This window comes from Agromyces cerinus (assembly GCF_016907835.1).
Classification (GTDB): Bacteria; Actinomycetota; Actinomycetes; order Actinomycetales; family Microbacteriaceae; genus Agromyces; species Agromyces nitratus.
In genome coordinates this window covers 2,043,798-2,066,901 of the sequence record NZ_JAFBCT010000001.1, presented here as the reverse complement: position 1 = coordinate 2,066,901, position 23,104 = coordinate 2,043,798, and the positions used below count along the sequence as shown (strand labels likewise).

General features: G+C 71.3%; 23 protein-coding genes. 13 read left to right on the top strand and 10 right to left on the bottom strand.

The genetic code is table 11. The features are described 5' to 3' along the window. Positions 1-26: 26 nt before the first annotated feature. The 3 genes from JOE59_RS09585 to JOE59_RS09575 form a co-directional block, all read right to left on the bottom strand. Positions 27-788: an amino acid ABC transporter ATP-binding protein gene (locus tag JOE59_RS09585; RefSeq protein ID WP_204460103.1), complete on the bottom strand. Its 762-nt coding sequence runs from the start codon at positions 786-788 to the stop codon at positions 27-29. Beyond that, positions 785-1,663: an amino acid ABC transporter permease gene (locus JOE59_RS09580; protein WP_307837017.1), complete on the bottom strand. Its 879-nt coding sequence runs from the start codon at positions 1,661-1,663 to the stop codon at positions 785-787. The genes JOE59_RS09585 and JOE59_RS09580 overlap by 4 nt, the downstream gene beginning before the upstream one ends. Before the next feature lie 113 nt (positions 1,664-1,776). Then, the gene (locus JOE59_RS09575; protein ID WP_204460101.1) at positions 1,777-2,604 is read right to left on the bottom strand and encodes an ABC transporter substrate-binding protein; all 828 of its coding nucleotides are present in this window, start codon (positions 2,602-2,604) and stop codon (positions 1,777-1,779) included. A 94-nt stretch (positions 2,605-2,698) separates the two neighbouring features. On the opposite strand from JOE59_RS09575, the gene JOE59_RS09570 reads away from it, so the two are divergent. After that, positions 2,699-4,000 (top strand): glycosyltransferase 87 family protein, encoded by a 1,302-nt coding sequence (locus tag JOE59_RS09570; RefSeq protein ID WP_204460098.1) that lies wholly within the window; start codon positions 2,699-2,701, stop codon positions 3,998-4,000. Positions 4,001-4,025: 25 nt separating this feature from the next. Here the strand turns inward: JOE59_RS09570 and JOE59_RS09565 are convergent, their stop codons facing one another. Next, on the bottom strand, positions 4,026-4,400 hold the full coding sequence (locus JOE59_RS09565; protein ID WP_204460097.1) for a hypothetical protein: 375 nt from the start codon (positions 4,398-4,400) through the stop codon (positions 4,026-4,028). Between the two features lie 63 nt (positions 4,401-4,463). Here JOE59_RS09565 and JOE59_RS09560 point away from each other — a divergent pair, with 63 nt between their 5' ends. Together JOE59_RS09560 and JOE59_RS09555 are read left to right on the top strand one after the other, a co-directional pair. Beyond that, the gene (locus JOE59_RS09560) at positions 4,464-4,781 is read left to right on the top strand and encodes a thiamine-binding protein (protein WP_204460096.1); all 318 of its coding nucleotides are present in this window, start codon (positions 4,464-4,466) and stop codon (positions 4,779-4,781) included. Between the two features lie 57 nt (positions 4,782-4,838). Then, a complete protein-coding gene (locus JOE59_RS09555) occupies positions 4,839-6,113 on the top strand; it encodes an MFS transporter (protein WP_204460095.1) in 1,275 nt (424 codons plus the stop codon). Positions 6,114-6,147: 34 nt separating this feature from the next. Here the strand turns inward: JOE59_RS09555 and JOE59_RS09550 are convergent, their stop codons facing one another. From JOE59_RS09550 to JOE59_RS09525, 6 genes are all read right to left on the bottom strand, one after another. Beyond that, complete coding sequence (locus JOE59_RS09550) at positions 6,148-6,798, bottom strand: response regulator transcription factor (protein WP_056014193.1); 651 nt, start codon at positions 6,796-6,798, stop codon at positions 6,148-6,150. Beyond that, positions 6,798-8,060, bottom strand: a complete 1,263-nt coding sequence (locus tag JOE59_RS09545; protein WP_204460093.1) for a hypothetical protein — start codon at positions 8,058-8,060, stop codon at positions 6,798-6,800. Before JOE59_RS09545 ends, JOE59_RS09550 begins: the two co-directional genes overlap by 1 nt. After that, complete coding sequence (locus JOE59_RS09540; RefSeq protein ID WP_204460091.1) at positions 8,057-9,214, bottom strand: sensor histidine kinase; 1,158 nt, start codon at positions 9,212-9,214, stop codon at positions 8,057-8,059. Before JOE59_RS09540 ends, JOE59_RS09545 begins: the two co-directional genes overlap by 4 nt. Before the next feature lie 101 nt (positions 9,215-9,315). Next, positions 9,316-10,521 (bottom strand): homoserine O-acetyltransferase MetX, encoded by a 1,206-nt coding sequence (gene metX, locus JOE59_RS09535; protein WP_204460088.1) that lies wholly within the window; start codon positions 10,519-10,521, stop codon positions 9,316-9,318. Between the two features lie 129 nt (positions 10,522-10,650). Continuing rightward, the gene (locus JOE59_RS09530; RefSeq protein WP_204460086.1) at positions 10,651-11,973 is read right to left on the bottom strand and encodes a bifunctional o-acetylhomoserine/o-acetylserine sulfhydrylase; all 1,323 of its coding nucleotides are present in this window, start codon (positions 11,971-11,973) and stop codon (positions 10,651-10,653) included. Between the two features lie 157 nt (positions 11,974-12,130). Then, positions 12,131-13,183: an acyltransferase family protein gene (locus JOE59_RS09525; RefSeq protein ID WP_239560184.1), complete on the bottom strand. Its 1,053-nt coding sequence runs from the start codon at positions 13,181-13,183 to the stop codon at positions 12,131-12,133. A 96-nt stretch (positions 13,184-13,279) separates the two neighbouring features. On the opposite strand from JOE59_RS09525, the gene JOE59_RS09520 reads away from it, so the two are divergent. The 10 genes from JOE59_RS09520 to JOE59_RS09475 all read left to right on the top strand — a co-directional run bounded on the left by JOE59_RS09520 (position 13,280) and on the right by JOE59_RS09475 (position 23,095). Beyond that, a complete protein-coding gene (locus tag JOE59_RS09520) occupies positions 13,280-14,065 on the top strand; it encodes an SDR family NAD(P)-dependent oxidoreductase (protein ID WP_204460082.1) in 786 nt (261 codons plus the stop codon). Positions 14,066-14,067: 2 nt separating this feature from the next. Continuing rightward, positions 14,068-14,859, top strand: a complete 792-nt coding sequence (locus tag JOE59_RS09515) for a potassium channel family protein (protein ID WP_204460081.1) — start codon at positions 14,068-14,070, stop codon at positions 14,857-14,859. A gap of 66 nt (positions 14,860-14,925) precedes the next feature. After that, complete coding sequence (locus JOE59_RS09510; RefSeq protein ID WP_204460080.1) at positions 14,926-15,450, top strand: phosphoribosyltransferase; 525 nt, start codon at positions 14,926-14,928, stop codon at positions 15,448-15,450. Next, positions 15,447-16,166, top strand: a complete 720-nt coding sequence (locus JOE59_RS09505) for a Type 1 glutamine amidotransferase-like domain-containing protein (protein WP_204460079.1) — start codon at positions 15,447-15,449, stop codon at positions 16,164-16,166. The genes JOE59_RS09510 and JOE59_RS09505 overlap by 4 nt, the downstream gene beginning before the upstream one ends. Positions 16,167-16,181: 15 nt before the next feature. Beyond that, positions 16,182-16,862 (top strand): uracil-DNA glycosylase, encoded by a 681-nt coding sequence (locus JOE59_RS09500; RefSeq protein WP_204460078.1) that lies wholly within the window; start codon positions 16,182-16,184, stop codon positions 16,860-16,862. A 54-nt stretch (positions 16,863-16,916) separates the two neighbouring features. Then, positions 16,917-17,495 carry a GNAT family N-acetyltransferase gene (locus JOE59_RS09495; protein ID WP_204460077.1) on the top strand — a complete coding sequence of 193 codons (579 nt, stop codon included), beginning with the start codon at positions 16,917-16,919 and terminating at the stop codon, positions 17,493-17,495. 68 nt (positions 17,496-17,563) lie between these two features. Further along, positions 17,564-18,988 (top strand): amidase, encoded by a 1,425-nt coding sequence (locus tag JOE59_RS09490; RefSeq protein ID WP_204460076.1) that lies wholly within the window; start codon positions 17,564-17,566, stop codon positions 18,986-18,988. A gap of 106 nt (positions 18,989-19,094) precedes the next feature. After that, positions 19,095-19,967, top strand: coding sequence for an ABC transporter ATP-binding protein (locus JOE59_RS09485; RefSeq protein WP_204460075.1), 873 nt, complete (start codon positions 19,095-19,097; stop codon positions 19,965-19,967). A 67-nt stretch (positions 19,968-20,034) separates the two neighbouring features. Then, entirely contained in the window at positions 20,035-21,015 is a 981-nt protein-coding gene (locus JOE59_RS09480; RefSeq protein WP_204460074.1) for an iron-siderophore ABC transporter substrate-binding protein, read from the top strand. Continuing rightward, positions 20,987-23,095, top strand: coding sequence for an iron ABC transporter permease (locus tag JOE59_RS09475; RefSeq protein WP_204460072.1), 2,109 nt, complete (start codon positions 20,987-20,989; stop codon positions 23,093-23,095). Before JOE59_RS09480 ends, JOE59_RS09475 begins: the two co-directional genes overlap by 29 nt. The last annotated feature ends 9 nt before the right edge of the window (positions 23,096-23,104 follow it).

Below are 23,104 nucleotides of genomic sequence, written 5' to 3'. Positions count from 1 at the left end.
GCACCGCCCGGCGGAGCGACGTCCGCTCAGCCGGCCAGGAACCTCGCGAGGAACTCCCGGGTGCGCTCTTCGCGCGGCGCCTCGAAGAACTGCCGCGCGGGGGCGTCTTCGATGATCCGGCCGGCGTCGAGGAAGACGACGCGGTCGGCGACCTCGCGTGCGAACGCCATCTCGTGCGTGGCCATCACGATCGTGGTGCCGCCGTCGGCGAGCGAGCGCACGAGGGCCAGCACCTCGCCGACGAGCTCGGGGTCGAGGGCGCTCGTCACCTCGTCGAGCAGGAGCAGCTCGGGCCCGGTCGCGATCGCGCGCACGATCGCGGCGCGCTGCTGCTGGCCGCCCGACAGCCGGTCGGGGAATGCACGCGCGAAGTCGGCCAGCCCGATCGATGCGAGCAGCTCGAGCCCGCGACGCTCGGCCTCGGCTCGGGGCACGCGGTGCACGAGCCGTGAGGCGAGCGTCACGTTGTCGAGCACACTGAGGTGCGGGAAGAGGTTGTAGGCCTGGAAGACGACCCCGATGCGGGCGCGCACGCCGTCGGCGTCGACGCGCGGGTCGCTGACGTCCTGCCCGCGCAGGAAGATCTCGCCGTCGTCGACGCGCTCGATGAGGTTGATGGTGCGGAGGAGCGTCGACTTGCCCGAACCGCTCGCCCCGACCAGCGCGACGACCTCGTGGGCCGAGACGTCGAGGTCGATGCCCTCGAGCACGACGTGGTCGCCGAACGCCCGGCGAACGCCGCGGAGGCGCAGCACCGGATCGGCGACCGAGGCGGATGGCTCGTTCATACGATGCTCCCGACCTGCTCGCGCGCCCGCATGCGCGCCGACAGCCAATCGGTGAGCCGGATCATCGGCCAGGCGAGCAGCACGAAGAGAAGGCCCGCCACGACGTAGGGAGTGAAGTTGAAGTAGTGCGCCGTCTCGATCTGCGCCGCTCGCACGGCGTCGACGGCCCCGAGCACCGAGATGAGGCCGACGTCCTTCTGCATGGCGACGAAATCGTTCATGAGGGCAGGCGTCACCTTGCGGAACGCCTGCGGCAGCACGATGCGTCGCATGGTCTGCCCGTGGCTGAGACCCAGCGACCGGGCGGCGAGCCGCTGCGAGGGGTGCACGGCCTCGATGCCGGAACGGAACACCTCGGAGACGTACGCCGAGTAGGTGAGGACGAGGGCGATCGTGCCGAGGACCGCGACGGGCACGCGAGGGAAGAAGTCGAGCCCCGGCACGCCGTAGCCGATGAGGTAGAGCACGATGATGAGCGGCATCCCGCGGAAGAGGTCGGTGTAGCCGGCTGCGAGCGCCCGCAGCGGGAAGAACACCGGGCCGCGGAGCGTGCGCATCGAGGCCAGCAGCAGGGCGACGATCACGACGCCGATGCTCGCGGCCACGAGCACCTGGATGTTCAGCCAGAGGCCCTCGAGGATGCGGGGGAGCGATGCGATCGCGACCGTCGGGTCGAAGAAGGTCTGCTGCACCTCCGCCCACCCCGGCGAGCCGATGAGGGCCCATGCGAGCAGACCGGCTAGCACGATCGTCGAGAGGGCGCTCACGAGCACCGAGCGGCCCGTCTGCCGTCTGCGGAACGCACGCCGCTCGAGCTCGATGGCGCTCGGCTGCCACACGGGCGCCGAATCGCGGGCGTCGGTCGTGTCGGTCACGGATTCACGTTAGCGGCGGTCGGGGGATGCCGCGGCATCCGGCGACCGGACGCCGACGCCGCTCGGGAATGCCGGAGTCGCTCGGAGCGCCCGTGTCACTCGGAGGACCGGCTTCACTCGAGGACGGGCGCGCCGCCCTCGCCGCCCAGCCATTCGGCGGCGAGTTCGTCGAGGGTGCCGCGCTCGCGAAGCGCATCGACGGCCGCCGTGACGTCGGCCGTGAGCGGGGACTCCTTGGCGAGCACGAGACCGAAAGCGTCGCCGCCACCGGCGGTCGCCGGAAGCTGGCCGATGATCTTGCCGCCGTCGAGTTCGACGCCCGTGAGGTAGAACGCCGTCGGCAGGTCGACGACGATCGCGTCGACCGTGCCGCTCTGCAGGGCGAGCTTGGCGTCGTCGTTGGTGTTGAAGACCTGGGCGCCGGCGGTCGGTGCGATGACCTCTTCGACGGCGTCGAAGCTCGTGGTGCCCGTCTGCGCTCCGACGAGGAGGTCTTTCAGGTCGGCGATCGAGGTGGCCGAGGCCGCCGGCGAGGAGTCGACCGTGATGACGACCTGCGTGGTCTCGTAGTAGGGCGACGAGAAGTCGACGTTCTGCTCGCGCTCGTCGGTGATCGAGAACTGCTGCAGGTTGATGTCGAAGTCCTTCGGCCCGGGCGCGATGGCCTGCTCGAAGGTCGAGCGCACCCAGACGACGTCGTCGGCCGCGAAGCCGAGCTCGTCGGCCACGGCGTAGGCGACGGCGGCTTCGAAGCCCTCGCCCGACTCGGGGTCGTCGTCGAGCACCCACGGGTAGTACGCCGGCTCACCGGTCGCGATCGTGAGCTTGCCCTCGGTCACGTAGTCGCCGCCCGAGGCATCGCCCGAGCCGCCGGAGCACCCGGCGAGGGCGAGGGTCGCGGTTGCCGCGATGATGATCGCGGTGAGCGTGCGTCGGGTCATGGTGGCCTCCATACGGTGTGCCTCCAGCATCGCGGATGCCACCGACTGTGGAGGAGCGCGTGGCGGAATGTGACGCTCGGCTAGGCTCGTCGCCATGACGGACGGGGCGCAGCGCGAGGCATCCGCTCACCGAATCCGCCGGTTCCTCGGTACTCGAGCGGCACTCTGGACGGGCTTCGCCATCGTGCACGCCGCGCTCATCGTGCTGAACCTGACGGCTCCCGGCTACCCGCTCGGCGACGTGACGGCCGTCTACCGGCTGTGGGCGGAGAACGCCGCGCACGGCTGGCTCCGCATGGGCATCGATGCGCCGTGGGTGTACCCGATCCTCGCCTTCGCGCCGATGGCCGCCGCGCTCGCGCTCGGTTCGGCGTGGTACGCGCAGACCTGGCTCGCCATCGTGACCGTGCTGAACGCCATCGCGTTCGGTGTGCTCATCGGCCGTGCGAGGCTCTCGCGCCCGCGCCGCATCGCCGCCTGGTGGTGGCTCGGCTTCCTCGCCCTGCTCGGCCCCATCGCCTTCGGCCGCATCGACGCGATCACGGTGCCGTTCGCGATCACCGGCCTGTTGTGGGCGGCCGGTCGGCCGCGTGTCGCCGCCGTGCTGCTCACGATCGGCGCCTGGATCAAGGTCTGGCCGGCGGCCCTCGTCGCCGCGCTCGTGATCGCCGCGCGCCGTCGACTCGAGGTGTTCACCGTCGCGCTGTCGCTCAGCTTCGGCATCCTCGCCGTGAGCCTCCTCGCCGGTTCGGGCGCGAACGCGATCGGCTTCATCGCCGAGCAGGCGGGGCGAGGGCTGCAGATCGAGGCGCCGCTCGCGGTCGGCTGGCTCTGGCAGATCGTCGCGGGCTCGAAGACGGTGCGCATCGTCTACGACCGCCAGATCCTCACCTTCCAGATCGATGGGCCCGGTGCGGATGCCGCGGCGGCACTGACCACGCCGCTCATGGCGATCGGGGTGCTCGTCGTCGTGCTCGTCGGCATCCGCGCCGTGCGCCGCGGGGCCGCGTTCGGGCGCCTGCTGCCGCCGCTCGCGCTGTCGTTCGTCGTGGTGCTCATGCTGGCGAACAAGGTCGGCTCGCCCCAGTTCGTCACGTGGCTCGCGGCTCCGGTGATCCTCGGACTCGTCTTCCGCCCGGCGCCGTTCGCGGTGCCGGCGTTCGTCGCCGCATCGATCGCGCTCATCACGCACATCATCTACCCGTACTGGTACGGGTGGCTCCTCATCGCCGACCCGGCCTTCGTCTTCCTGCTGACGGCCAAGTCGCTGCTGCTCGTGGTGCTGCTCGTCTGGGGCATCCGCTCGATCTGGCAGCTCGGGTCGCCGCGTGCGCCGCGGTCGCTTGCCAGCGGTGCAGACACGGTCAGCAGCACCGTCGACTTCGAGGATCACTGACGGATGGCACGCGAGTGTCTGGTGATCAGCCGAGCACGCGCGGGTCTTCCCACGTCGTGATCTGATCGATCGTGGGCAGCCTCCGGTCGACTTCGTCGTAGCAGTAGTACTCGAAATCGTCGATCCGCCCGTTACGGACCCACAGCATGACGCCTCCATTGGGCGAGCCGCTCTCAGTGAGCACCGGGCGATCGCTGGGCAGGAAGATGCCGTCCTCGACGTCCATCCGAGGGCAGACTCCGTCCGTCAGGATGTGGAAGCTCGGATCGCCGGGCGACCACTGGCCCGCGTGGCGGGCGGTGCTGATCTGGGTGCGGGCGGCCGCAGATCCCTCGAAATCTCCATCGGTGAGGTGTTCGAGAATCGCGCGCTCTTCGGGCGTCAGGTCTCGCGTCGTCACGGCCGGGGCTCCCTCTGGTCGACAATGGCTTGAGGATAAGCGATCGAAGTCGAGGAGACGAACATGCTGGTTGCATTCTCAGTCGCGCCGAGCGGCACGGGCAGAAGCGACGGTTCGGTGCACGACGCCGTCGCCGCGGCGGTGCGCATCGTGCGGGAGTCGGGACTTCCGAACCGCACCGACTCGATGTTCACGACGATCGAGGGCGAGTGGGACGAGGTCTTCGACGTCGTGCGCCGCGCGACCGAGGCCGTCGGCGAATACGGCTCTCGGGTCTCGCTCGTGCTGAAGGCCGACATCCGCCCGGGATACGCCGGCGAGCTCGAGGCCAAGCTCGAGCGACTCGAGACGGCGATGGACGGGCTCGACGCCGACGACTGAGACGGCGCGGGTCACCCGGCATCGAATCGATTCGACCTTCTGTGCGAGAATCGACTGGTGACCCTCCCCAACGACGGGCCGACGACATTGTCGCCGGCCCGCATCCGTTTCGCGCTCCTCGCGCTCGCCCTCGGCGGCTTCGGCATCGGTTCGACCGAGTTCGTCGCCATGGGCCTGCTGCCGAACATCGCCCTCGACCTGCTGCCCGAGCTCTCAGCGCAGTCGACAGCCGCGGCGAACGCGAACGCCGGCTGGATCATCTCGGCGTACGCCCTCGGCGTCGTCGTCGGCGCGCCCACGATCGCCGCCGCCGCCGCGCGCTGGCCCCGGAAACGGCTGCTGCTCGCGCTCCTCACGGCCTTCACGCTCGGCACCATCGCCTCGGCCGTGCTGCCGAGCTTCGAGCTCGTGCTCGTCGCCCGCTTCATCTCGGCCCTGCCGCACGGCGCCTACTTCGGCATCGCCTCGCTCGTCGCCGCGAGCCTCATGGGCTCCGGCAAACGGGCGCGAGGTGTCGCCCTCGTGCTCTCGGGCCTCACGATCGCGAACGTCATCGGAGTGCCTGCGATCACCTGGCTCGGCCAACTCGCCGGGTGGCGCACCGCCTACCTCGCCGTGGCGGCGATCTTCGCCCTCACCTTCATCGCGGTGCTCATCGCGGTGCCGTGGCAGGCGGGCGACCCCGGAGCGACGATGAAGCGCGAGCTGAAGGCGTTCACCCGGGCCCAGGTGTGGTTCGCCCTCGGCATCGGCGCGGTCGGCTTCGGCGGGCTCTTCGCGGTCTACAGTTACGTCGCCCCGCTCGCCACCGAGGTGACGGGGCTGCCCGAGGAGCTCGTGCCCGTCGTGCTCATCGCGATCGGCGTCGGCATGACCATCGGAAACCTCGCGGGCGGTCGGCTCGCCGACTGGAGCGTGCGACGCTCGATGTACCTCTTCTTCGCCGTGCTCGCGGGTGCACTCGTGCTGCTCGGCTTCACCGCGTCGAACCCGTTCGGCCTGCTCGCGGGCGTGCTGCTCGTCGGCGCGGCAGCCGCTGCCCTGTCGCCGACCATCCAAGCCAGGCTCATGGATGTCGCGCGCGACAGCCAATCGATCGCCGCAGCGCTGAACCACTCCGCACTGAACATCGGCAACAGCCTCGGCGCTCTGCTCGGCGGCATCGCGATCGCCGGCGGACTCGGCTACGTCGCCCCGATCTGGATCGGGCTCCTGCTCACCATCGCCGGGGCCTTGCTCGCCGTCGTGTCGTTCGCGCTCGACCGTTCGCGCGTGCGCCGCGGGGTCGCGGTGCCGTATGCGACGGGCGCGATGCACGCCGTCGAGTTGTAAGCGGGCGCAGCAGGGAGGACGGCTCCCGCGCGACTCAGTCGGACTGCAGCAGGATGCCGTCGAGGATGGCGCGCTTGCGGAGCGCCACCTTGGTGCCCACGTCGTACCCTGCGGCTCGGTACTTCTCACGGATGCGCTTGAGGTAGCTCTTCGCCGTCTCCTCGGAGATGCCGAGCTGGAACGCCACGGCCTTGACCGGCTGGCCGGCGCCATAGAGCGCCATCACGCGGCGCTCCTGCGCCGAGAGCTTCGGCGACGTCCCCTCAGCGGTGAGCGCGAGTTCGAGTTCGGGCGTCAGGTACGACTCGCCGATACGCGCCGCACGGATCGCCTCGATGATGGTCTCGACGGGCTCCGACTTCACGAGGTAACCCAGAGCCCCCGAACCGAGGGCCTCGCGAACGACGGTCGGCTCGGAGTAGGTGCTCATGAGCATCGTCTGCACGCCGGCTGACTTCAGCATCGACAGCTTCAGCGAGATCGGGATGTTGTCGCGCAGGTCGAGATCGAGGAGGACGACGTCGACCGGGAACTCGGGGTGGGCGAGGAGCTCGGACCACGATGGCACCGCGGCGAGCAGCTCGATGTCGGGTGCCGCGGTGCGGATCCACTCGGAGAGCGCCCCCAGCAGCATGCGATGGTCGTCGACGATCGCCAGACGGATCGGTGGAGCGCTCTCAGTCATCAGATTCCCCTTTGACGGGCCGCCCCGCGGACGGCCGTAACGCCTGCCGAGACGTTCGGGTCGACCCGGCAGTCGATGTCGATCCGGAATGAATCGGGCCCCGCAACGACATCGTGTGTACCGACTGTACCGAGTGCATCCCAAGTTGCGGGATCGACGCGGCGTTGAACGACACCTGAGACGTCGATCGAGAGGTGCACATCGGGCGATCGCGGGTCGGATGCCGCATCGGGCTCGCGACACGTGACGTGCGCAGCGAGCTCGGCAGTGCCCTTCGACTGCTCGCCCACGAGGAACCACAGCGCGAGCAGCAGTCCGTCGCGCTGGTCGGGCGAGAGCACGCCGGCGAGCCCGCCCGGATCGTCGACCGTGACCCGATTGCTGAGGTACGCCGATTCGGTGACGGCATGCCGGAGCCACGTGTCGTTGCGGCCCTCGATGAGCCGAACGCGGAGCCGTGCGGCGAGGTCGCCCGCGCGCTCGGCCGCCTCGGCCGGGAGGGGGATCGCGATGCGCCCGGAACCGACGTCGTCGAGGAGCGACTCGGCGTCGAAGTCGAGTTGTGCGAGTTCTTCCGAGGCGCGCATGCCGACCGCGGTGCGGGGGGTCGCGACCGTGCTCTGCACGAGGGAGAGGTCGAGCTCGCGGCGGATGAGCCGGCGGAAGCCGCCGATCGCGATCACGGCGACGGCCATCGGCAGCACGGTGGTCGCCGCGACGGCGAGCCCCGTGATCGTGTACTGGCCGGCCGTCGCGGCCTGGAGGAGCGCCGAGCCCGCGATGACCGCGCCGATCATGCTCGCCACCAGCATCGGGATGCGGGTGCCCCGGATCGCGGCCACGGGCATGAGCACGGCCCCGGCAGCTGCGGCCGCGGTCGGCGTGACCCCGAGGTGCAGCAGTCCCATCGACGAGGTCACGTCGAGCCAGACCGGCGCGATGAGCGCGACGAGCAGCACGACGTAGAGCACATCGGGCAGGGGGGTGTTGCGCGAGACGAGGCGGGAGACCACGCCGATGCCGACGACGCCGGCGAGGGCGAGCCAGGCCGCCCAGGGCCCGGGGCCGGGCGGGAAGAGCGGCGCCAGCGTCACGGCATGCGCGAAGTGCCCGATGATGATGAAGGCCGACGCGATCGTGATGCCGGTGGCCAGACGCCGGCCTCCGTGGCTCTCGCGCACGTCGCCCGCGGCCCGTGCCGACCGGCTCGGCCGCCGGAACTGGCGTCCGAGCGTGGTCGTCGGGATCTGCGCGTCGCTCATGGCTTCGGCACCTCGAGCATCACGGTCGTGCCCGAGCCGGGGGAGGAGAAGATCCGGGCCCGACCGCCGACCATGCTGAGTCGACCGACGACGGACTCCGAGTATCCGAGTCTGGCGCCGTCGACCGAGGCCGGTTCGAACCCGGAACCGGCGTCGGTGACCATCGCACGAACCGTGCGCTCGTCGTCGCTGACGGTGACATCCGCCGCACTGACTCCGGAATGCCGGCGCACGTTCTCGAGGCACTCGCCGAGGGCGCCGAGGAGGGCGTCGAGAGTGTCGCGGGGCAGCGCGAGCCGGCCGGCACCGTGCCAGTTCACATCGAGGCCCATGCGGGCGAACCGCTGGCGCACCGACTCGAAGGTCACGCCGAGACTGTCGTCGTCGGACTCGGGCGAGAAGACCGCGGTCGAGCCCCGGTCGAGGGGTGCGCCGAGTCGCAGTTGCTTGAGCAGACGCGCGTCGTCACCGGCCTGCTGCCGAAGCGCGCCGGCGCCGACGCCGACGCCGGAGTGGGCGAGCAGGCTCAGCGTCGCGAGCACGGTGTCGTGCAGCACTCGGGCGTCCTGGCGCTGCTGCGATTCGAGTTCGCTCGCGAGGCGCTCGGCCTCGTGGGCCCGGCCGACCTCGTGGATGCGGTCGGACGCAGTGGCGATCGACCGGTCGAGCCAGATGCCGATCGTGGCGTTGGCCGCCCAGCCCATGAGCGTGCTGATGGCCACGACCTGCATCGAATGGCCCGTGATCGCGACGACTCCGACGGCGATGAGCACGGCCGCGACGAGGCCGAGCACGATGAATGGCCCATCGGGACGCACGATGAGCGGGATCGCGACCGAAGCGGCCGTGACCGACGCGGTGACGGCCATCGCGGCGGCGGCGGCGGGATCGATCGTGGGCGCGGCGCCGAGGACGCTGATGAGCCCGATCGAGCAGGCGACCGCCCCCAGGGCGGGTGCGATCGCGCCGCGAGCGGAGTACAGCGTGATGAAGACGATGGCGCCGGCGCTGAGCACCGCCGAGAGCAGGAGTTCGAGGCCGGTCGAGGCACCGGGCACGAGCAGGCACAGGAACGACCCGACCGCGCCGCTCAGTCCGGAGACCTTTGCGAGCGTGCGGAGCAATCGGTCGCGTTCCTTGTGGATGCGTTTCATGACACCCCCTCGGCATGGTCGGCGGCCATGGGATCACACGCCGTCACTCGAAGGGTAGCGGAGTCCGCCCGGTGCGGGGAGGTCGGGGCGCCGGCAGCCGTTCAGGCGGCGAGCAGCCCGCCGAGTGCGGCCGCGATCGCGTCGTCCTCGATGAGGAACGCGTCGTGGCCGTACTCGGAGGAGACGACGACGGGGGCCGGCCCGTGCACGCTCCCGGGCAGTCCGGCGGCGATCTCCTCCTGGCCGGACAGCGGGAAGTAGCGGTCGCTGTCGATGCCGAGCACGAGGCTGCGGGCCTCGATCGCTGCGAGCGCCGCCGAGACGCCGCCGCGACCGCGACCGATGTCGTGCGAGTTCATCGCCTGCGTGAGCACGATGTAGCTGTTGGCGTCGAAGCGCCGCGTGAACTTGTTGCCGTGGAAGTCGAGGTAGGACTCGACGGCGAACCGGCCGTCGCCGCCGAGCGGGTCGAGATCCGACTGCCAACTGCGGGCGAACCGCTGGTTGAGTTCGCTCGCGGTGCGGTAGTTGAGCATCGCCATGCGCCGGGCGAGCGCGAGACCCCGGGTCGGGCCGTCGCCGTCGGGCGCGTCGTAGAACGCACCGCCGCGGAACGCCGGGTCGGTGCGGATCGCCTCGATCTGCACCGAGTTGAGGGCGACCTGGTCGGCCGAGGTCGCGGCCGGGGCCGCGAGCACCGCGATGCGCTCGACCGCGTCGGGGGCCATGATCGCCCACTCGAGCACGTGCATGGCACCCATCGAGCCGCCGACGACCGCGGCGAAGCGCTCGATGCCGAGCTCGCGGGCGAACGCGATCTGCGCGCGCACCTGGTCGCGGATCGTGAGGAAGGGGAAGCGGATGCCCCATTCGGCACGGTCGGGCGCGAGGGAGGCGGGCCCCGTCGAGCCCTGGCACCCGCCGAGCACGTTCGGCGCGACGACGAACCAGCGGTCGGTGTCGATCGCGAGGCCGGGGCCCACGATGCCGGGCCACCAGCCGGCACTCGGGTGCGCCGGGCCGGCCGGCCCGACCACGTGGCCGTCGCCGGTCAGCGCGTGCAGCACGAGGATCGCGTTGTCGCGCGCGGGGGAGAGCGTGCCCCACTGCTCGTAGGCGATGCGGGCGGAGGGCAGCACCCGCCCGGACTCGAGGGCCACATCGCCGATGTTCACGAACCGTCGGTCGCCGACCGCGTCGCCCTCGCGCCAGGCGCCGGTGGCGGGGGCACGGCCGGCCAGCGACGCGGCGCGCGCCTCGGTGACGATGCTCGCGGGCACCGCGTCAGCCGTCGTCTGCCAGTCCATGCTTCGATTCTTCCCGAGCCGGGCGACCTGCCGTGCATTGTTACGCCGGCCACCACCGGTGCGGTGCCGAGAACGACGGATGCCGCGGTCCCGTGCAGGCCCGCGGCATCCGTCGTTCTCGGTGGCGCGTCAGACGCGAGCGGCCTCCGTGGCTGCGCGCGCGGCGGCGAAGCCCGCCTCGAGGTCGGCCTTCAGGTCGTCGATGTTCTCGATGCCGACCGACAGGCGCACGAGGCCCGGCGTCACGCCGGTCGTGAGCTGCTGCTCGGGGGTCAACTGCGAGTGGGTCGTCGACGCGGGGTGGATGACGAGCGAGCGCACATCGCCGATGTTGGCGAGGTGGCTGAACAGCGACAGGTTGTCGACGAGCGCACGGCCGGCGCCGACCCCGCCCTTCAGCTCGAACGAGAGCACCGCGCCGACGCCCTTCGGGGCGTAGGTGTTGGCCGCGGCGTACCAGGGACTCGACGGCAGGCCCGAGTAGTTGACGCTCGCGACGTCGGGGTGGTTGTCGAGCCACTCCGCGATCTCCTGGGCGTTCTGCACGTGGCGCTCGATGCGGAGCGAGAGCGTCTCGATGCCCTGGATGAGCAGCCATGCGCTGTTCGGCGAGATCGCGGCGCCGAGGTCGCGCAGCAGCTGCACGCGCGCCTTGATGATGTACGCGAGACCGTCGCCGACCGCTGCCGTGTAGCTCGCGCCGTGGTACGAGGGGTCGGGCTCGGTCAGGCCGGGGAACTTCTCGACGTTCTTCGACCACTCGAACCTGCCGCCGTCGACGATGACGCCGCCGATGGTGGTGCCGTGACCGCCGAGGAACTTCGTGGCCGAGTGGATGATGATGTCGGCGCCGTGCTCGAACGGACGGATCAGGTAGGGCGTCGCGATCGTGTTGTCGACGATGAGCGGCACGCCGGACTCGTGCGCGACGTTCGAGACGAGGCCGATGTCGAGCACGTTGATCTTCGGGTTGCCGATCGTCTCGGCGAAGAAGAGCTTCGTGTTCGGACGCACGGCACGGCGCCACTCGTCGGCGTCGTCCTGGTTCTCGACGAAGGTCGCCTCGATGCCGAGCTTGGCGAGCGTGTACTTGAAGAGGTTGTAGGTGCCGCCGTAGATCGACGACGACGAGACGATGTGGTCGCCCGCCTGGGCGATGTTCAGCACCGCGAAGGTGGCCGCCGACTGGCCCGAGGCGACGAGCAGTGCGCCCGTGCCGCCCTCGAGGGCCGCGACGCGCTCTTCGACGACCGCCTGCGTCGGGTTCTGGATGCGCGTGTAGATGTTGCCGAACTCGGCGAGCGCGAAGAGGTTCTGAGCGTGCTCGGCGCTGTTGAACACGTAGGACGTGGTCTGGTAGATCGGCGTGGCGCGGGCGTTGGTCACGGGGTCGGGAGCGGCCCCCGAGTGCACCTGCTTGGTCTCGAAGCGCCAGTCGGCGGTCTCGGTCATGGACGTCTCCTCAGGGAACGGCTCGGGCGGGTCCGCCGCGGCTTTCGAGCCACGTTAGGCGGGCAGGCGACGACGGGCAACGGATGCCGCAACACGGCGTCACGCTCGATGCGCGGCGCCCTGCGGCATCCGCTGGGGGGCGAGGCCGCCGCCCCGGTCAGCGCAGCTCGCCGTCGGGCGGCAGCACGATCGTGCCGGTCGCCGTCGACGGTTCGGGGCGGAACATCCACCGCGCCCGGGGCTCGACGAGCGGCCGGAACACCCGGCGCACCGGTTTCAGCGAGAGCACGATCGAGATCGCGATGCAGAACAGCATCATCGCCGGCAGCACCCAGAACGGCTGGTCTCCGGCGAGCACCTCCGTCTCCCGGAACGGGAAGAGCACGAAGGTGTGCAGCAGGTAGATGTACATCGTCGCGGTGCCGAACGGGGTGAACCAGGTCGCACCGCGCGGCATCAGCACGAGGAACGCGAACGAGAGGAGCATCGCGAACAGCAGCAGCCCCAGCCGGATGGCGCCGGACCACGGCTCGTCGTAGCCGATGGCCTCGTACGACTCGTCGTAGAGCATGAACCGGCGCAGCTTCAGGTCGCGCCACGTCTCGATCGCGAGGGGCATGAGCACGAGCGTCACGCCGAACAACGCGATCGCGCCGGCCCGCCAGCGCCAGGCCACCGCCGAGCGGAGCTCGAGCCAGCGGCCCGTCAGCTGCCACTGCCGCAGCTTCCAGCCGAACACGAAGAACGGGAGCATGCCGAACGTGCGTGAGAGGGCGAAGGTCGAGTCGATCGACTCGGTGTACCCGGCGCCGATCGAGATCGCGATCGCGATGAGCAGCGGGTAGCGCAGCAGCACGAGGTACGGCAGCACGATGCGCCACACCGCGAGGGCGATGAGGAACCAGAGCGTCCACGACGCCGTGGCGAAGTCGAGTGAGAACTCGCCCCCGAGCAGCCACTTGATGATCGTCCAGATCGTCTCGAAGATGAGGAAGGGGAAGACGATGTCGGTGAGGATCTGACGGAGCGCCCTCGCGTTCGGCGGGCCTGACTTCGCGAAGTACCCGCTGACCGTGACGAAGACCGCCACGTGGAACGAGTAGATGAACAGGTAGACGCTGTAGGCCGAGTTCGACTCGCCGATGAGCGGGAGGATGCCGTGGCCGATGACCACGAGCGTGATCGCGATCCACCGGGCGTTGTCCCACATGGGGACACGTCTGCGCTTGGTCGGGTGTGCCGGCTGTCGCGAATGCATCAGTCCATTCAACCGCACGAGCGGTGCCGGGCAGGGCAGAATGGGCGCATGAGCGAGCTGCGAGTGGTCGTGACCGGTGCGAGTTCCGGCATCGGCGAGGCGACCGTGCGGGCGTTCCGCGCGGCCGGTTGGGACGTCGTCGGGGTCGCGCGCCGTGAGGAGCGCCTGCGGGCGCTCGCCGAGGAGACCGGGGCATCCGTGGTGGTGGCCGACCTGACGAAGCAGGCCGACGTCGACCGGCTGCGCGACCACCTCGAGTCGACCGGACCGGTGCACGCACTCGTCAACAACGCGGGCGGGGCGAAGGGCCTCGACTCGGTCGAGGACTCCGACGTCGACGACTGGGCGTGGATGTTCGAGGTCAATGTGCTCGCCCTGAAGCGGGTGACGAGCGCGCTGCTGCCGCTGCTGCGCCGGGGCGCCGTCGATCGCGGAGTCGCCGACATCGTGAACGTCACCTCGATCGCCGGGCACACCGCCTACGTCGGCGGAGGCGGGTACAACGCCGCGAAGTTCGCCGCGCACGCACTCACCGAGGTGCTTCGGCTCGAGCTCAACGGCGAGCCGCTGCGCGTGATCGAGATCGCGCCGGGAATGGTCAAGACCGACGAGTTCGCGCTCGTACGCTTCGGCGGCGACCGTGCGAGGGCCGATGCCGTCTACGACGACGTGCCCGAGCCGCTCGTGGCCGAGGACATCGCCGCGGTGATCGCCGACGCGGTGCTGAAGCCCAGGCACGTCGATCTCGACCTCATCGTCGTCAAGCCCGTCGCCCAGGCGGCGCCGTACCGCTTCACGAAGGGGCCGCTCGCCGTGCGCCCGGAAGGCGCCTGATCATGGCGCATCGGTCGGCACCCGCCCCCCGCCGCCACGGCTGGGAGCAGCGCACGACCGTGCCGCTCTTCGCGCTCGGCGTCGCCTTCATCATCGCCTACTCGGTACTCGTGCTCGTGCAGGACCTGCCCCCCGAGGTGCGCCTCTGGCTGATGGTCATCCTCGGCATCACCTGGGTGGTGTTCATCGTCGACCTCGTCGTGCGCGTCTCGCTGACCCCGCACGGCGACAAGTGGCACTTCATCGGGACGCACCCGATCGACGTGCTCTCGGCCCTGCTGCCCGTGTTCCGCGCCTTCCGGGTGCTCGTGCTGCTGCGCGAGGTGCCGTACCTGCAGCGGAAGAGCGGCGCAGCGGTGCGCACCAACATCGTGATCTACGCCATCTGCTACTCGGTGCTGTTCATCTACTTCATCTCGCTCGCGACCCTCTCGGTCGAGCGGGACGCTCCCGGCGCGTCGATCACGAGCTTCGGCGAGGCCCTCTGGTGGGCGGTCGTCACGGTCGCGACCGTCGGCTACGGCGACGCCTACCCGGTCACGGTGCCCGGGCGCCTCTACGCCGTGCTGCTCATGGCCGGCGGCGTGGCGATCGTCGGCACCGCGTCGGCCACGATCATCTCGCTCATCAATGAACGCATCGGCCTCGTGCGGATCTCGCACGAGGCGCCGGTCACGGCGAGCGGGGCTCCGTCCGCCGCGACCCCCGCGGAGGAGCCCGTCGGGGGCCCCATTCCGATGGCGGATCTGCTCGCCGACGCGCCCGACGACCCGCTCACCGACCGCGAGACCTGAGCGAGCGGATGCCGCGGCATCCGCTCGGGCGCGCCGGCATGCAGCTTCGGCGGATACCCTGATGACATGACTTTCGACGCCAACGACGCAGCCCTCGGATCCGATGGCATCCAGCGCGAGATCCTCACCTGGGACGAGTTCGGCGAGGCGGCGCGCACGCTCGCCGGCGACGTGCTCCGCTCGGGCTTCCGCCCCGACGTCGTGATCGCGATCGCCCGCGGCGGACTGCTGCTCGCTGGGGCCATCTCCTACGCACTCGGCACCAAGGCCTGCGGTTCGATCAACGTCGAGTTCTACTCGGGCATCGACGAGCGACTGCCCGAGCCCGTGCTGCACCCGCCGATGCTCGACGCGCCTGCGCTCGGCGGCAAGCGCGTGCTGCTGGTCGACGACGTGTCCGACTCCGGCCGCACGCTCGCCAAGGTGCTCGCGCTGCTCACCGACGAGGGCGCCGAGGTGCGCACCGCAACGCTGTACACGAAGTCGCACACGGTGCTCGCGCCCGACTTCGACTACCGCCGCACCGACGACTGGATCGTCTTCCCGTGGTCGGCGCTGCCGCCCGTCGAGGTCGTCGAGGGCGCCGCGTGAGCATCCACCTCATCGGCGGCGGGGCGACCACCGTCGCGGATGCCGCGCTGTACGCACCGTTCGTCGCCGAGGCCGCAGCACGGGCGAGCGCAGCAGGCCGCGCCCGGCCGCGCATCGCCGTGATCTCACTGCACCCCGAGGCACAGGAGAAGGCGACGGCGCTCGCCGAACTGCTGACCGCCGCCGGCGACGGCATCGAGGCGCACGCGACCGCGGGTCGGTCCGGCGAGCCGGTCGCCCTCAGCGCGATCGCCGACGTCGACGGCATCGCCGTGGGCGGCGGCGTGGTCGAAGAGGTGCGCGCCGGGCTCGAACCGCTGTTCGGCGAGCTGCGTCGGCAGGTCGCCGCCGGCGTGCCCTACCTCGGCGTCTCGGCCGGCGCGATGGTCGCGGCGGAGGGCTCCCTCGGGAGCGGCTCGCGCATCGGCGGCGTGCCCGTCGCGCCCGAGGACCCTGAGGAGCCGGGATTCGAGCTCGAGATCGAATCCGGGATCGGCCTGGTCGATGTCGCCATCGAGGTGCACGTCGCCCAGCGCGGCATGCTCTCCCGACTGGTCGCCGCCGTCGAATCCGGGCTCATCGCGGGCGGGCTCGGCATCGACGAGCGCACGGCGCTGATCGTGGGCGATGGCCGCCTCGGTTCCGAGGGCGAGGGCAGTGTCTGGCGGGTGCTGCCGACCGAGGGCGGCGTGCTGGTCTCCACGATCGGCATCTGAGTGGCCTCGGGGCAGTTGCCTGAGGAGTTCGCGGCCGGGCTCCTCGACCCCGGCTGGGCCGAGGCGCTCGCCCCGGTCGCACCGACCATCGCCGAGCTCGGCGGGTTCCTCCGGGCCGAGGTCGCGGCCGGGCGCGGGTATCTCCCGGCGGGCGAGCAGGTGCTGCGCGCGTTCCGCGAGCCGCTCGACGACGTGCGGGTGCTCATCGTCGGCCAGGACCCGTACCCCACGCCGGGGCATCCGATCGGGCTCTCGTTCGCGGTCGACGGACATGTGCGCCCGCTGCCGCGGAGCCTCGCGAACATCTCCCGCGAACTCGTCGACGACCTCGGCGTCCCGCCGCTCGTGCACGGCGACCTCACGCGTTGGAGTGCGAACGGGGTCATGCTGCTGAACCGGGTGCTGACCGTCGAGCCGGGTGCGACCGGCTCGCACCGCGGTAGGGGCTGGGAGAAGGTCACCGACCATGCGATCCGTGCGCTCGTCGCGCGCGACCGCCCGCTCGTCGCGATCCTCTGGGGGCGCGACGCGCAGCGCCTCGAACCGTTGCTCGGGTCGACGCCCGTGATCGAGTCCGCGCATCCGAGCCCGCTCTCGGCGTCGCGCGGCTTCTTCGGGTCGAAGCCGTTCAGCCGGGCGAACGCGCTGCTCGCGGCGCAGGGCGCCGACCCGGTCGACTGGAGCCTGCCGGCGTGACCGGCATCGCGACCGTGTAACCCGGCCGCAACACGCCGCGGGTATTCTGGCCGCATGCTCGAAGAGGAATACCAGGAGCGCCGCGTGCTGCCGCCCCATCTTCGCAAGCCCGTGCCTGCCGAAGCGCCGTTCGAGTACGCGATCCGCGACGCCGCCGCCACCGACCTGCCGGCCGTGCGCGAGATCTACAACTACTACGTCGCCAACTCCACGGTCACCTTCGACGAGGACGCGATGACCCTGCAGGAGTGGAAGGCGAAGTTCGCCTACCTCGAGAAGCTCGGCATGCCCTTCATCGTCGCCGAATCGCCGAGCGGCCAATTGCTCGGCTACGCCCTCGTGTCGCCGTGGAAGCCGAAGCGCGCCTACCGGTTCACGGTCGAGAACTCGATCTACCTCGGCCCCGCGGCATCCGGCAAGGGACTCGGCCGCGTGCTGCTCGCCGAGCTCATCGACCGGTCGAAGGCGGCGGGACTCAAGGAGATGATCGCCGTCATCGCCGACCAGGGCGCCGAGGCCTCGATCGCGCTGCACGAGAAGTTCGGCTTCGAGGAGATCGGCCGCATGGGCCGCGTGGGCTTCAAGTTCGACCGATGGCTCGGCACGGTGCTGCTGCAGCGGTCGCTGAAGTAGTCGAGCGGATGCCGCGGCGCGGGTCGTCGACCGCGTCGTCGCCGCGCACGCCGCCGTAGGCTCGATGCATGACGTCCCTGCACGATCACACGGCCCTCGAACTCCACCAGATGCTGCAGCGTGGCGACGTCTCGCCCGTGGAGCTGACGGAGCACTACCTCTCCCGCGTCGAACGGCTGAACCCCGAGGTCGGCGCCTTCGCGACCGTCACGCCCGAGGCCGCGCTCGAACGGGCGCGCCACGTGGCGGCCGAGGTGCCGAAGACCGCGCCACTCTGGGGGCTGCCCCTCGCCGACAAGGACCTGCACCTGCGGGCCGGGGTGCCCACCCGCTTCGGCTCCCGGGTCTTCACCGATTTCGTGCCGGATGCCTCCGACGAGCTCGTGCAGGCGGTCGACGCGGCCGGGGCGGTCAGCCTGGGCAAGTCGCAGACGCCCGAGTTCGGGCTGCCCTCCTACACCGAGGGCGTGGGAACGATTCCGACGCGGAACCCGTGGAACCTCGCGCTCGGCGCGGGCGGCTCCAGCGGGGGAGCCGCGGCGGCCGTGGCATCCGGAATGCTGCCCTTCGCACCCGGCTCCGACGGCGGCGGGTCGATCCGCATCCCGGCGGCCTCGTGCGGTCTCGTGGGCGTCAAGCCCAGCCGTGGCAGGGTGCCCGCCGGGTCCGGGCTCACGAGCCTCGCCGGGCTCGGCGTCGCCGGGCCGCTCGCCCGCACGGTCGCCGACGCCGCGCTGCTCCTCGACGGGTTGATCGCCCCGTCGGGGTATCCGGCGGCGCATCGGTTCGCGCTGCGTGCGGCCGGCGACGACGGGCCGTTCCTCGGCGCGGCGATCCGCGGCGAGGGCCGGTTCCAACTGGGCGTCATGACCGATTCGCCGTGGGACGACGCCTACGACATCGCGATCGCCCCCGAAGCGCGCGCTGCGCTCGATGTCGCCATCGAAGCCCTCGAGCGCCTCGGCCACGGCATGGAGGCGATGGCGCCCGCGCCGGAGCCGGGCTATTCCGAGGCGTTCCGCACGATCTGGCAGGCGGGAGCCGCGACGATCCCGGTCGACGGCGAACCCGAGGCGCTGCTCGAGCCGCTGACGCAGTGGCTGCTCGCCCGCGGCAGGGCGCTGCCGGCTCGGCAGCTGGCCGAGGCGCTCGCATGGCTCACGGGCTTCGAGGAGCGCGTCATCCGCCGGTTCGCCTCGTACGACGCCGTGCTGACGCCGGCACTGGCACTGACTCCGCGACCGGTCGGCTGGTACGACCCCGACGACGGCGAGCACAACTTCGCCCAGCAGGTGCAGTTCACGCCGTTCACGTCGTTCGTGAACGTCTCGGGGCTGCCGGCGATCACCGTGCCGGTGTCGGAGACCGCGAACGGCGTGCCGATGGGCGTGCAGCTCATCGGGCGCCCGGGCGGAGAGGCGACCCTCTTCGCGATCGCCGCGCAGCTCGAGCGACGGGTGGGGCGGAGCCGGAGGCATCCGGAACTCTGGTGATCCCGGCCGCGCGCTGGCCGCGCTGACGGGCCCTGCCGGGGTCTGTGACGGCCGGTTGCGACATCGGATTGACGAAGTTAGGTAAGCCTCACCTATAGTTGATCCCATGCTCGGTCTCGACCTCACCCTCTCCTACGACGGCGCCCCCGTGGTGCACGGCGCGGAGATCCACCTCGAACCGGGCAAGGTCACCGCGCTCGTCGGCCCGAACGGCAGCGGCAAGTCGACGCTGCTGCGCTCGCTGGCCCGCCTGCACCGGCCCGACGCCGGTCGCGTGCTGCTCGCAGCCGACGACGGCCACACGATCAGCGCCGGCGCTCACGGCACCGAGCCCGCCGACCTCATCGAGCACGGCATCGACGCCGCCTCGCTGAACGGGCGCGAGTTCGCCCGGCGCGTCACCCTGCTCGCCCAGAGCCGGCCGACCCCCGGCGGCATCACCGTGCGCGAGCTCGTCGAGTTCGGCCGGCACCCGCACCGCGGCCGGTGGATCGCCGGCGACCCCGACGGCGCCGCGATCGTCGGGCGCGCGATGGAGCTCACGGGCGTCGCCGAGTTCGCCGAACAGCCCGTCGACCGACTCTCGGGCGGGCAGCTGCAGCGAGTGTGGCTCGCCTCGTGCCTCGCGCAGGACACGAGCGTGCTCCTCCTCGACGAACCGACCACCTACCTCGACCTGCGCTACCAGGTCGAACTCCTCGACCTGATCCGCGAGCTCGCCGACGAGCACGGGGTCACCATCGGCGTCGTGCTCCACGACCTCGACCAGGCCGCCGCCGTCGCCGACCGGGTGGTGCTGCTCGAATCCGGCCGCGTCCGCGCCGTCGGCACCCCGGCCGAGGTGCTCGTCACCGACATGCTGAGCTCGGCCTACGGCATCCGCGTCGACGTCATCACCGACGACCGCGGCTGCATCACGACGTGCCCCATCGGCCGCTACAACACTCGGCAACGCATCGAACGCCTCGTCGTCGCCTAGCGCGGCGCGGCCCATCCAACCCCCCTCGCGTGGGACACCCATGCCCGCGCACCGATCGAAGGACACCATGAGAAGAGCTGCCGTCACCCGGCCGACCATCGCCCTGACCGCCCTCGCCGCGGCATCCGTGCTGCTGCTGACCGGCTGCGGCACGACCGAGGAGGCCGGCGCCGCGAGCGGCGATGCCGCGATCGTCATCACCGACGACCGCGGCGAGTCGATCGAGCTCGCCGCCCCCGCGGAGAAGATCGTCGCCCTCGAGTGGAACACCGCGGAGAACCTCGTCGCACTCGGCGTGATGCCGGTCGGCGTCGCCGACGTGGAGGGCTACAGCGCCTGGGTGAAGTCCGAGGCGCTCGACGACGGCGTCACGGATGTCGGAGGCCGCGGCGAGCCCTCGGTCGACGCCATCGCCGGCCTCGCGCCCGACCTCGTGCTGACCACCACCGACCTCTCGGAGTCGGTCATCGCGCAGATCGAGGAGTTCGCACCCGTGCTCGTCGTGCGCGGCGCCGACGCCTCGAACCCCATCGGCCAGATGGAGTCGAACCTCGAGCGCATCGCGACCGCCACCGGCCACGAGGCCGAGGGCGAGGAGCTGCTCGCGGGCTTCGACGAGAAGCTCGCCGAGGGCAAGGCGGCGCTCGAGGCCGCGGGTCTCGCGGGTGCCCCGTTCATGATGAGCGACTCCTGGGCCACCGGCGGCCAGGTCTCGATCCGCCCGTTCGCCGAGGGCGCGCTGCTGACCGCCGTGACCGAGGAGCTCGGGCTCGAGAACGCCTGGACCGAAGAGGGCGACGCCGACTACGGCCTCGACTCGACCGACGTCGAGGGCCTCACCGCCGTCGGCGATGTGGAGTTCCTCTACATCACGAACGGCGAGGCCGACGCCTACCAGGTCGAGCTCGCGGACAACGCCGTGTGGACGTCGCTGCCGTTCGTGCAGAGCGACTCGGTGCACCGTCTGCCCGACGGCATCTGGATGTTCGGCGGCCCTTCGTCGATGAACGACTACATCGATGCCGTCGTCGCGACCCTTGCCGGCTGAACAGGCTGAAGCGCTGATTCCCGCCCGAGGCGGGGCCACCCGGCCCCGCCTCGGTGCGGTGCTCCTCATCGCGCTCGGGCTCGTCGTCGCGACACTGCTCGCCGCGGTGCATGTGACGCAGGGTTCGGCGGATGTCGGTCTGCCCGAGCTGCTCGGACTGCTCACGGGTGCGTCCGACGACCAGTCGGCCGCGGTGCTCCTCGCCTCGCGGATGCCGCGCCTCGCCGCCGGCGTGCTCATCGGCATCGCGCTCGGCGTCGCGGGTCTCGTGATGCAGAGCATCTCGCGCAACGTGCTCGCCTCGCCCGACACCCTCGCGGTCAACGCCGGCTCGTACCTCGCCGTCGTCGCGGTCGCGGCGTTCGGCATCGCACTGCCCGTCGCGGGCGGCGGCGCGGTCGCCTTCCTCGGCGGCCTCGCGGCGGCCGGTCTCGTGCTCGCGTTGTCGGCGGGCGGCGGTCGCGGCGGCGGCACCGTGCGTCTGGTGCTCGCCGGCTCGGCCATCGCTCTCGCGCTGACGGCGCTCACGACGATGCTGCTGCTGCTCTTCCCCGAGCGCACCGAGGGCCTCTTCGCGTGGGGCAACGGCACGCTCGCCCAGACGGGCATGGAGCCGATGCTCCAGCTCGGGCCCGTCGTGCTGCTCGCCGTCGCCGCCCTCTTCCTCTACGCCCGCCAGTTCGACCTCATCGCCCTCGGCGAGGACACGGCGACGGTGCTCGGCGTTCAGGTGCGTCGCACCCGCCTCATCGGCCTCCTCCTCGCGGTGCTCCTCTCGGCTGCCGCGGTCACCGTCGCCGGCCCCATCGGCTTCGTCGGTCTCGCGGCACCCGCGATCGTGCGCCTCATCGCCGTGCGCGTGCCCGGCATGCAGCGGCACGTGCTCCTCATCCCCGCGGCGGCGGTCATGGGCGTCATCGTCGTGCTCGGCGCCGACGTGCTGCTGCGTCTCGCGTTCGGCGGGCAGGCGGCCGTCGAGGTCCCGACGGGCGTCGTCACCACGATCTTCGGCGCGGTGTTCCTCATCGCGCTCGCCCTGCGCGCCCGCGCCTCGTCGGAGAGCGGCACCGGGTTCGTCATCGGCGCTGGGCTCTCGCCCCGCGGGCGCGGGCTGGTGATCGCGGCATCCGCCGTGCTGCTCGTCGTGCTCGCCTTCGTGTCGCTGCTGCTCGGCGACGCCAAGATGCTCGGCGGCGACGTGCTCAACTGGATGACCGGGCAGGCCGGGCCGCTCGTCGAGTTCGTGATGAACACGCGTGCGCCCCGTGTCGCCGCGGCGATCCTCGCCGGCGCCGCGCTCGCGCTCGCCGGCACCGTCGTGCAGGCGGTCTCGCGCAACCCGCTCGCGGAGCCCGCCATCCTCGGCGTCACCGGCGGTGCCGGGGTCGGCGCCGTGCTCGTGATCACGTTCTGGCCGCTCGCGACGTTCCTCGGCGTGACGCTCGGCGGGCTCGCCGGTGCCGCGCTCGCGGCGCTCATCGTCTTCGGGCTCGCGATGCGGGGCGGCCTCGCCTCGACGCGGCTCATCCTGATCGGGCTCGGCGTCTCGGCAGCGGCAGCCGCCATCACCTCGATGCTCATCATCGCGACCGACCCGTACAACGCGGCCAAGGCGCTCACCTGGATGTCGGGCTCCACCTACGGACGCACCTTCCCCCAGCTGATCCCGCTCGCGCTCGTGACCCTCGTCGCCGTGCCGCTCCTCGCCTCTGCACGCCGCGAACTCGACCTGCTCGCGTTCGACGACGACACTCCGCGGGTGCTCGGCGTTCGACTCGGCTCGGCGCGTCTCGGCCTGCTCGCCGTCAGCGTCGCGCTCACGGCGACCGCGGTCTCGGCGGTGGGCGTGATCGGCTTCGTCGGTCTCGTCGCACCGCACGCAGCGCGGGCGCTCGTGGGCTCGCGGCACGCCCTCGTGCTGCCCCTGGCGGCCCTCCTCGGTGCCTTGCTGGTGTGCGTCGCCGACACGCTCGGCCGCACGGTCATCGCGCCGGCGCAGCTGCCCGCCGGCCTCCTCACCGCGGTCGTCGGCGCCCCCTACTTCGTCTGGTTGCTCTGGCGTTCGCGCCGCAGCGCCTGACCCACGACC

Coding starts and splice junctions, on each gene's coding strand:
- JOE59_RS09545 (WP_204460093.1), bottom strand. CDS start 8,060: ATGAGCGACGCGCAGATCCCGACGACCACGCTCGGACGCCAGTTCCGG.
- JOE59_RS09515 (WP_204460081.1), top strand. CDS start 14,068: ATGGCGCATCGGTCGGCACCCGCCCCCCGCCGCCACGGCTGGGAGCAG.
- JOE59_RS09480 (WP_204460074.1), top strand. CDS start 20,035: ATGAGAAGAGCTGCCGTCACCCGGCCGACCATCGCCCTGACCGCCCTC.
- JOE59_RS09585 (WP_204460103.1), bottom strand. CDS start 788: ATGAACGAGCCATCCGCCTCGGTCGCCGATCCGGTGCTGCGCCTCCGC.
- JOE59_RS09575 (WP_204460101.1), bottom strand. CDS start 2,604: ATGACCCGACGCACGCTCACCGCGATCATCATCGCGGCAACCGCGACC.
- JOE59_RS09495 (WP_204460077.1), top strand. CDS start 16,917: ATGCTCGAAGAGGAATACCAGGAGCGCCGCGTGCTGCCGCCCCATCTT.
- metX (WP_204460088.1), bottom strand. CDS start 10,521: ATGGACTGGCAGACGACGGCTGACGCGGTGCCCGCGAGCATCGTCACC.
- JOE59_RS09520 (WP_204460082.1), top strand. CDS start 13,280: ATGAGCGAGCTGCGAGTGGTCGTGACCGGTGCGAGTTCCGGCATCGGC.
- JOE59_RS09560 (WP_204460096.1), top strand. CDS start 4,464: ATGCTGGTTGCATTCTCAGTCGCGCCGAGCGGCACGGGCAGAAGCGAC.
- JOE59_RS09490 (WP_204460076.1), top strand. CDS start 17,564: ATGACGTCCCTGCACGATCACACGGCCCTCGAACTCCACCAGATGCTG.
- JOE59_RS09530 (WP_204460086.1), bottom strand. CDS start 11,973: ATGACCGAGACCGCCGACTGGCGCTTCGAGACCAAGCAGGTGCACTCG.
- JOE59_RS09485 (WP_204460075.1), top strand. CDS start 19,095: ATGCTCGGTCTCGACCTCACCCTCTCCTACGACGGCGCCCCCGTGGTG.
- JOE59_RS09510 (WP_204460080.1), top strand. CDS start 14,926: ATGACTTTCGACGCCAACGACGCAGCCCTCGGATCCGATGGCATCCAG.
- JOE59_RS09540 (WP_204460091.1), bottom strand. CDS start 9,214: ATGAAACGCATCCACAAGGAACGCGACCGATTGCTCCGCACGCTCGCA.
- JOE59_RS09525 (WP_239560184.1), bottom strand. CDS start 13,183: ATGTGGGACAACGCCCGGTGGATCGCGATCACGCTCGTGGTCATCGGC.
- JOE59_RS09570 (WP_204460098.1), top strand. CDS start 2,699: ATGACGGACGGGGCGCAGCGCGAGGCATCCGCTCACCGAATCCGCCGG.
- JOE59_RS09550 (WP_056014193.1), bottom strand. CDS start 6,798: ATGACTGAGAGCGCTCCACCGATCCGTCTGGCGATCGTCGACGACCAT.
- JOE59_RS09475 (WP_204460072.1), top strand. CDS start 20,987: ATGCCGTCGTCGCGACCCTTGCCGGCTGAACAGGCTGAAGCGCTGATT.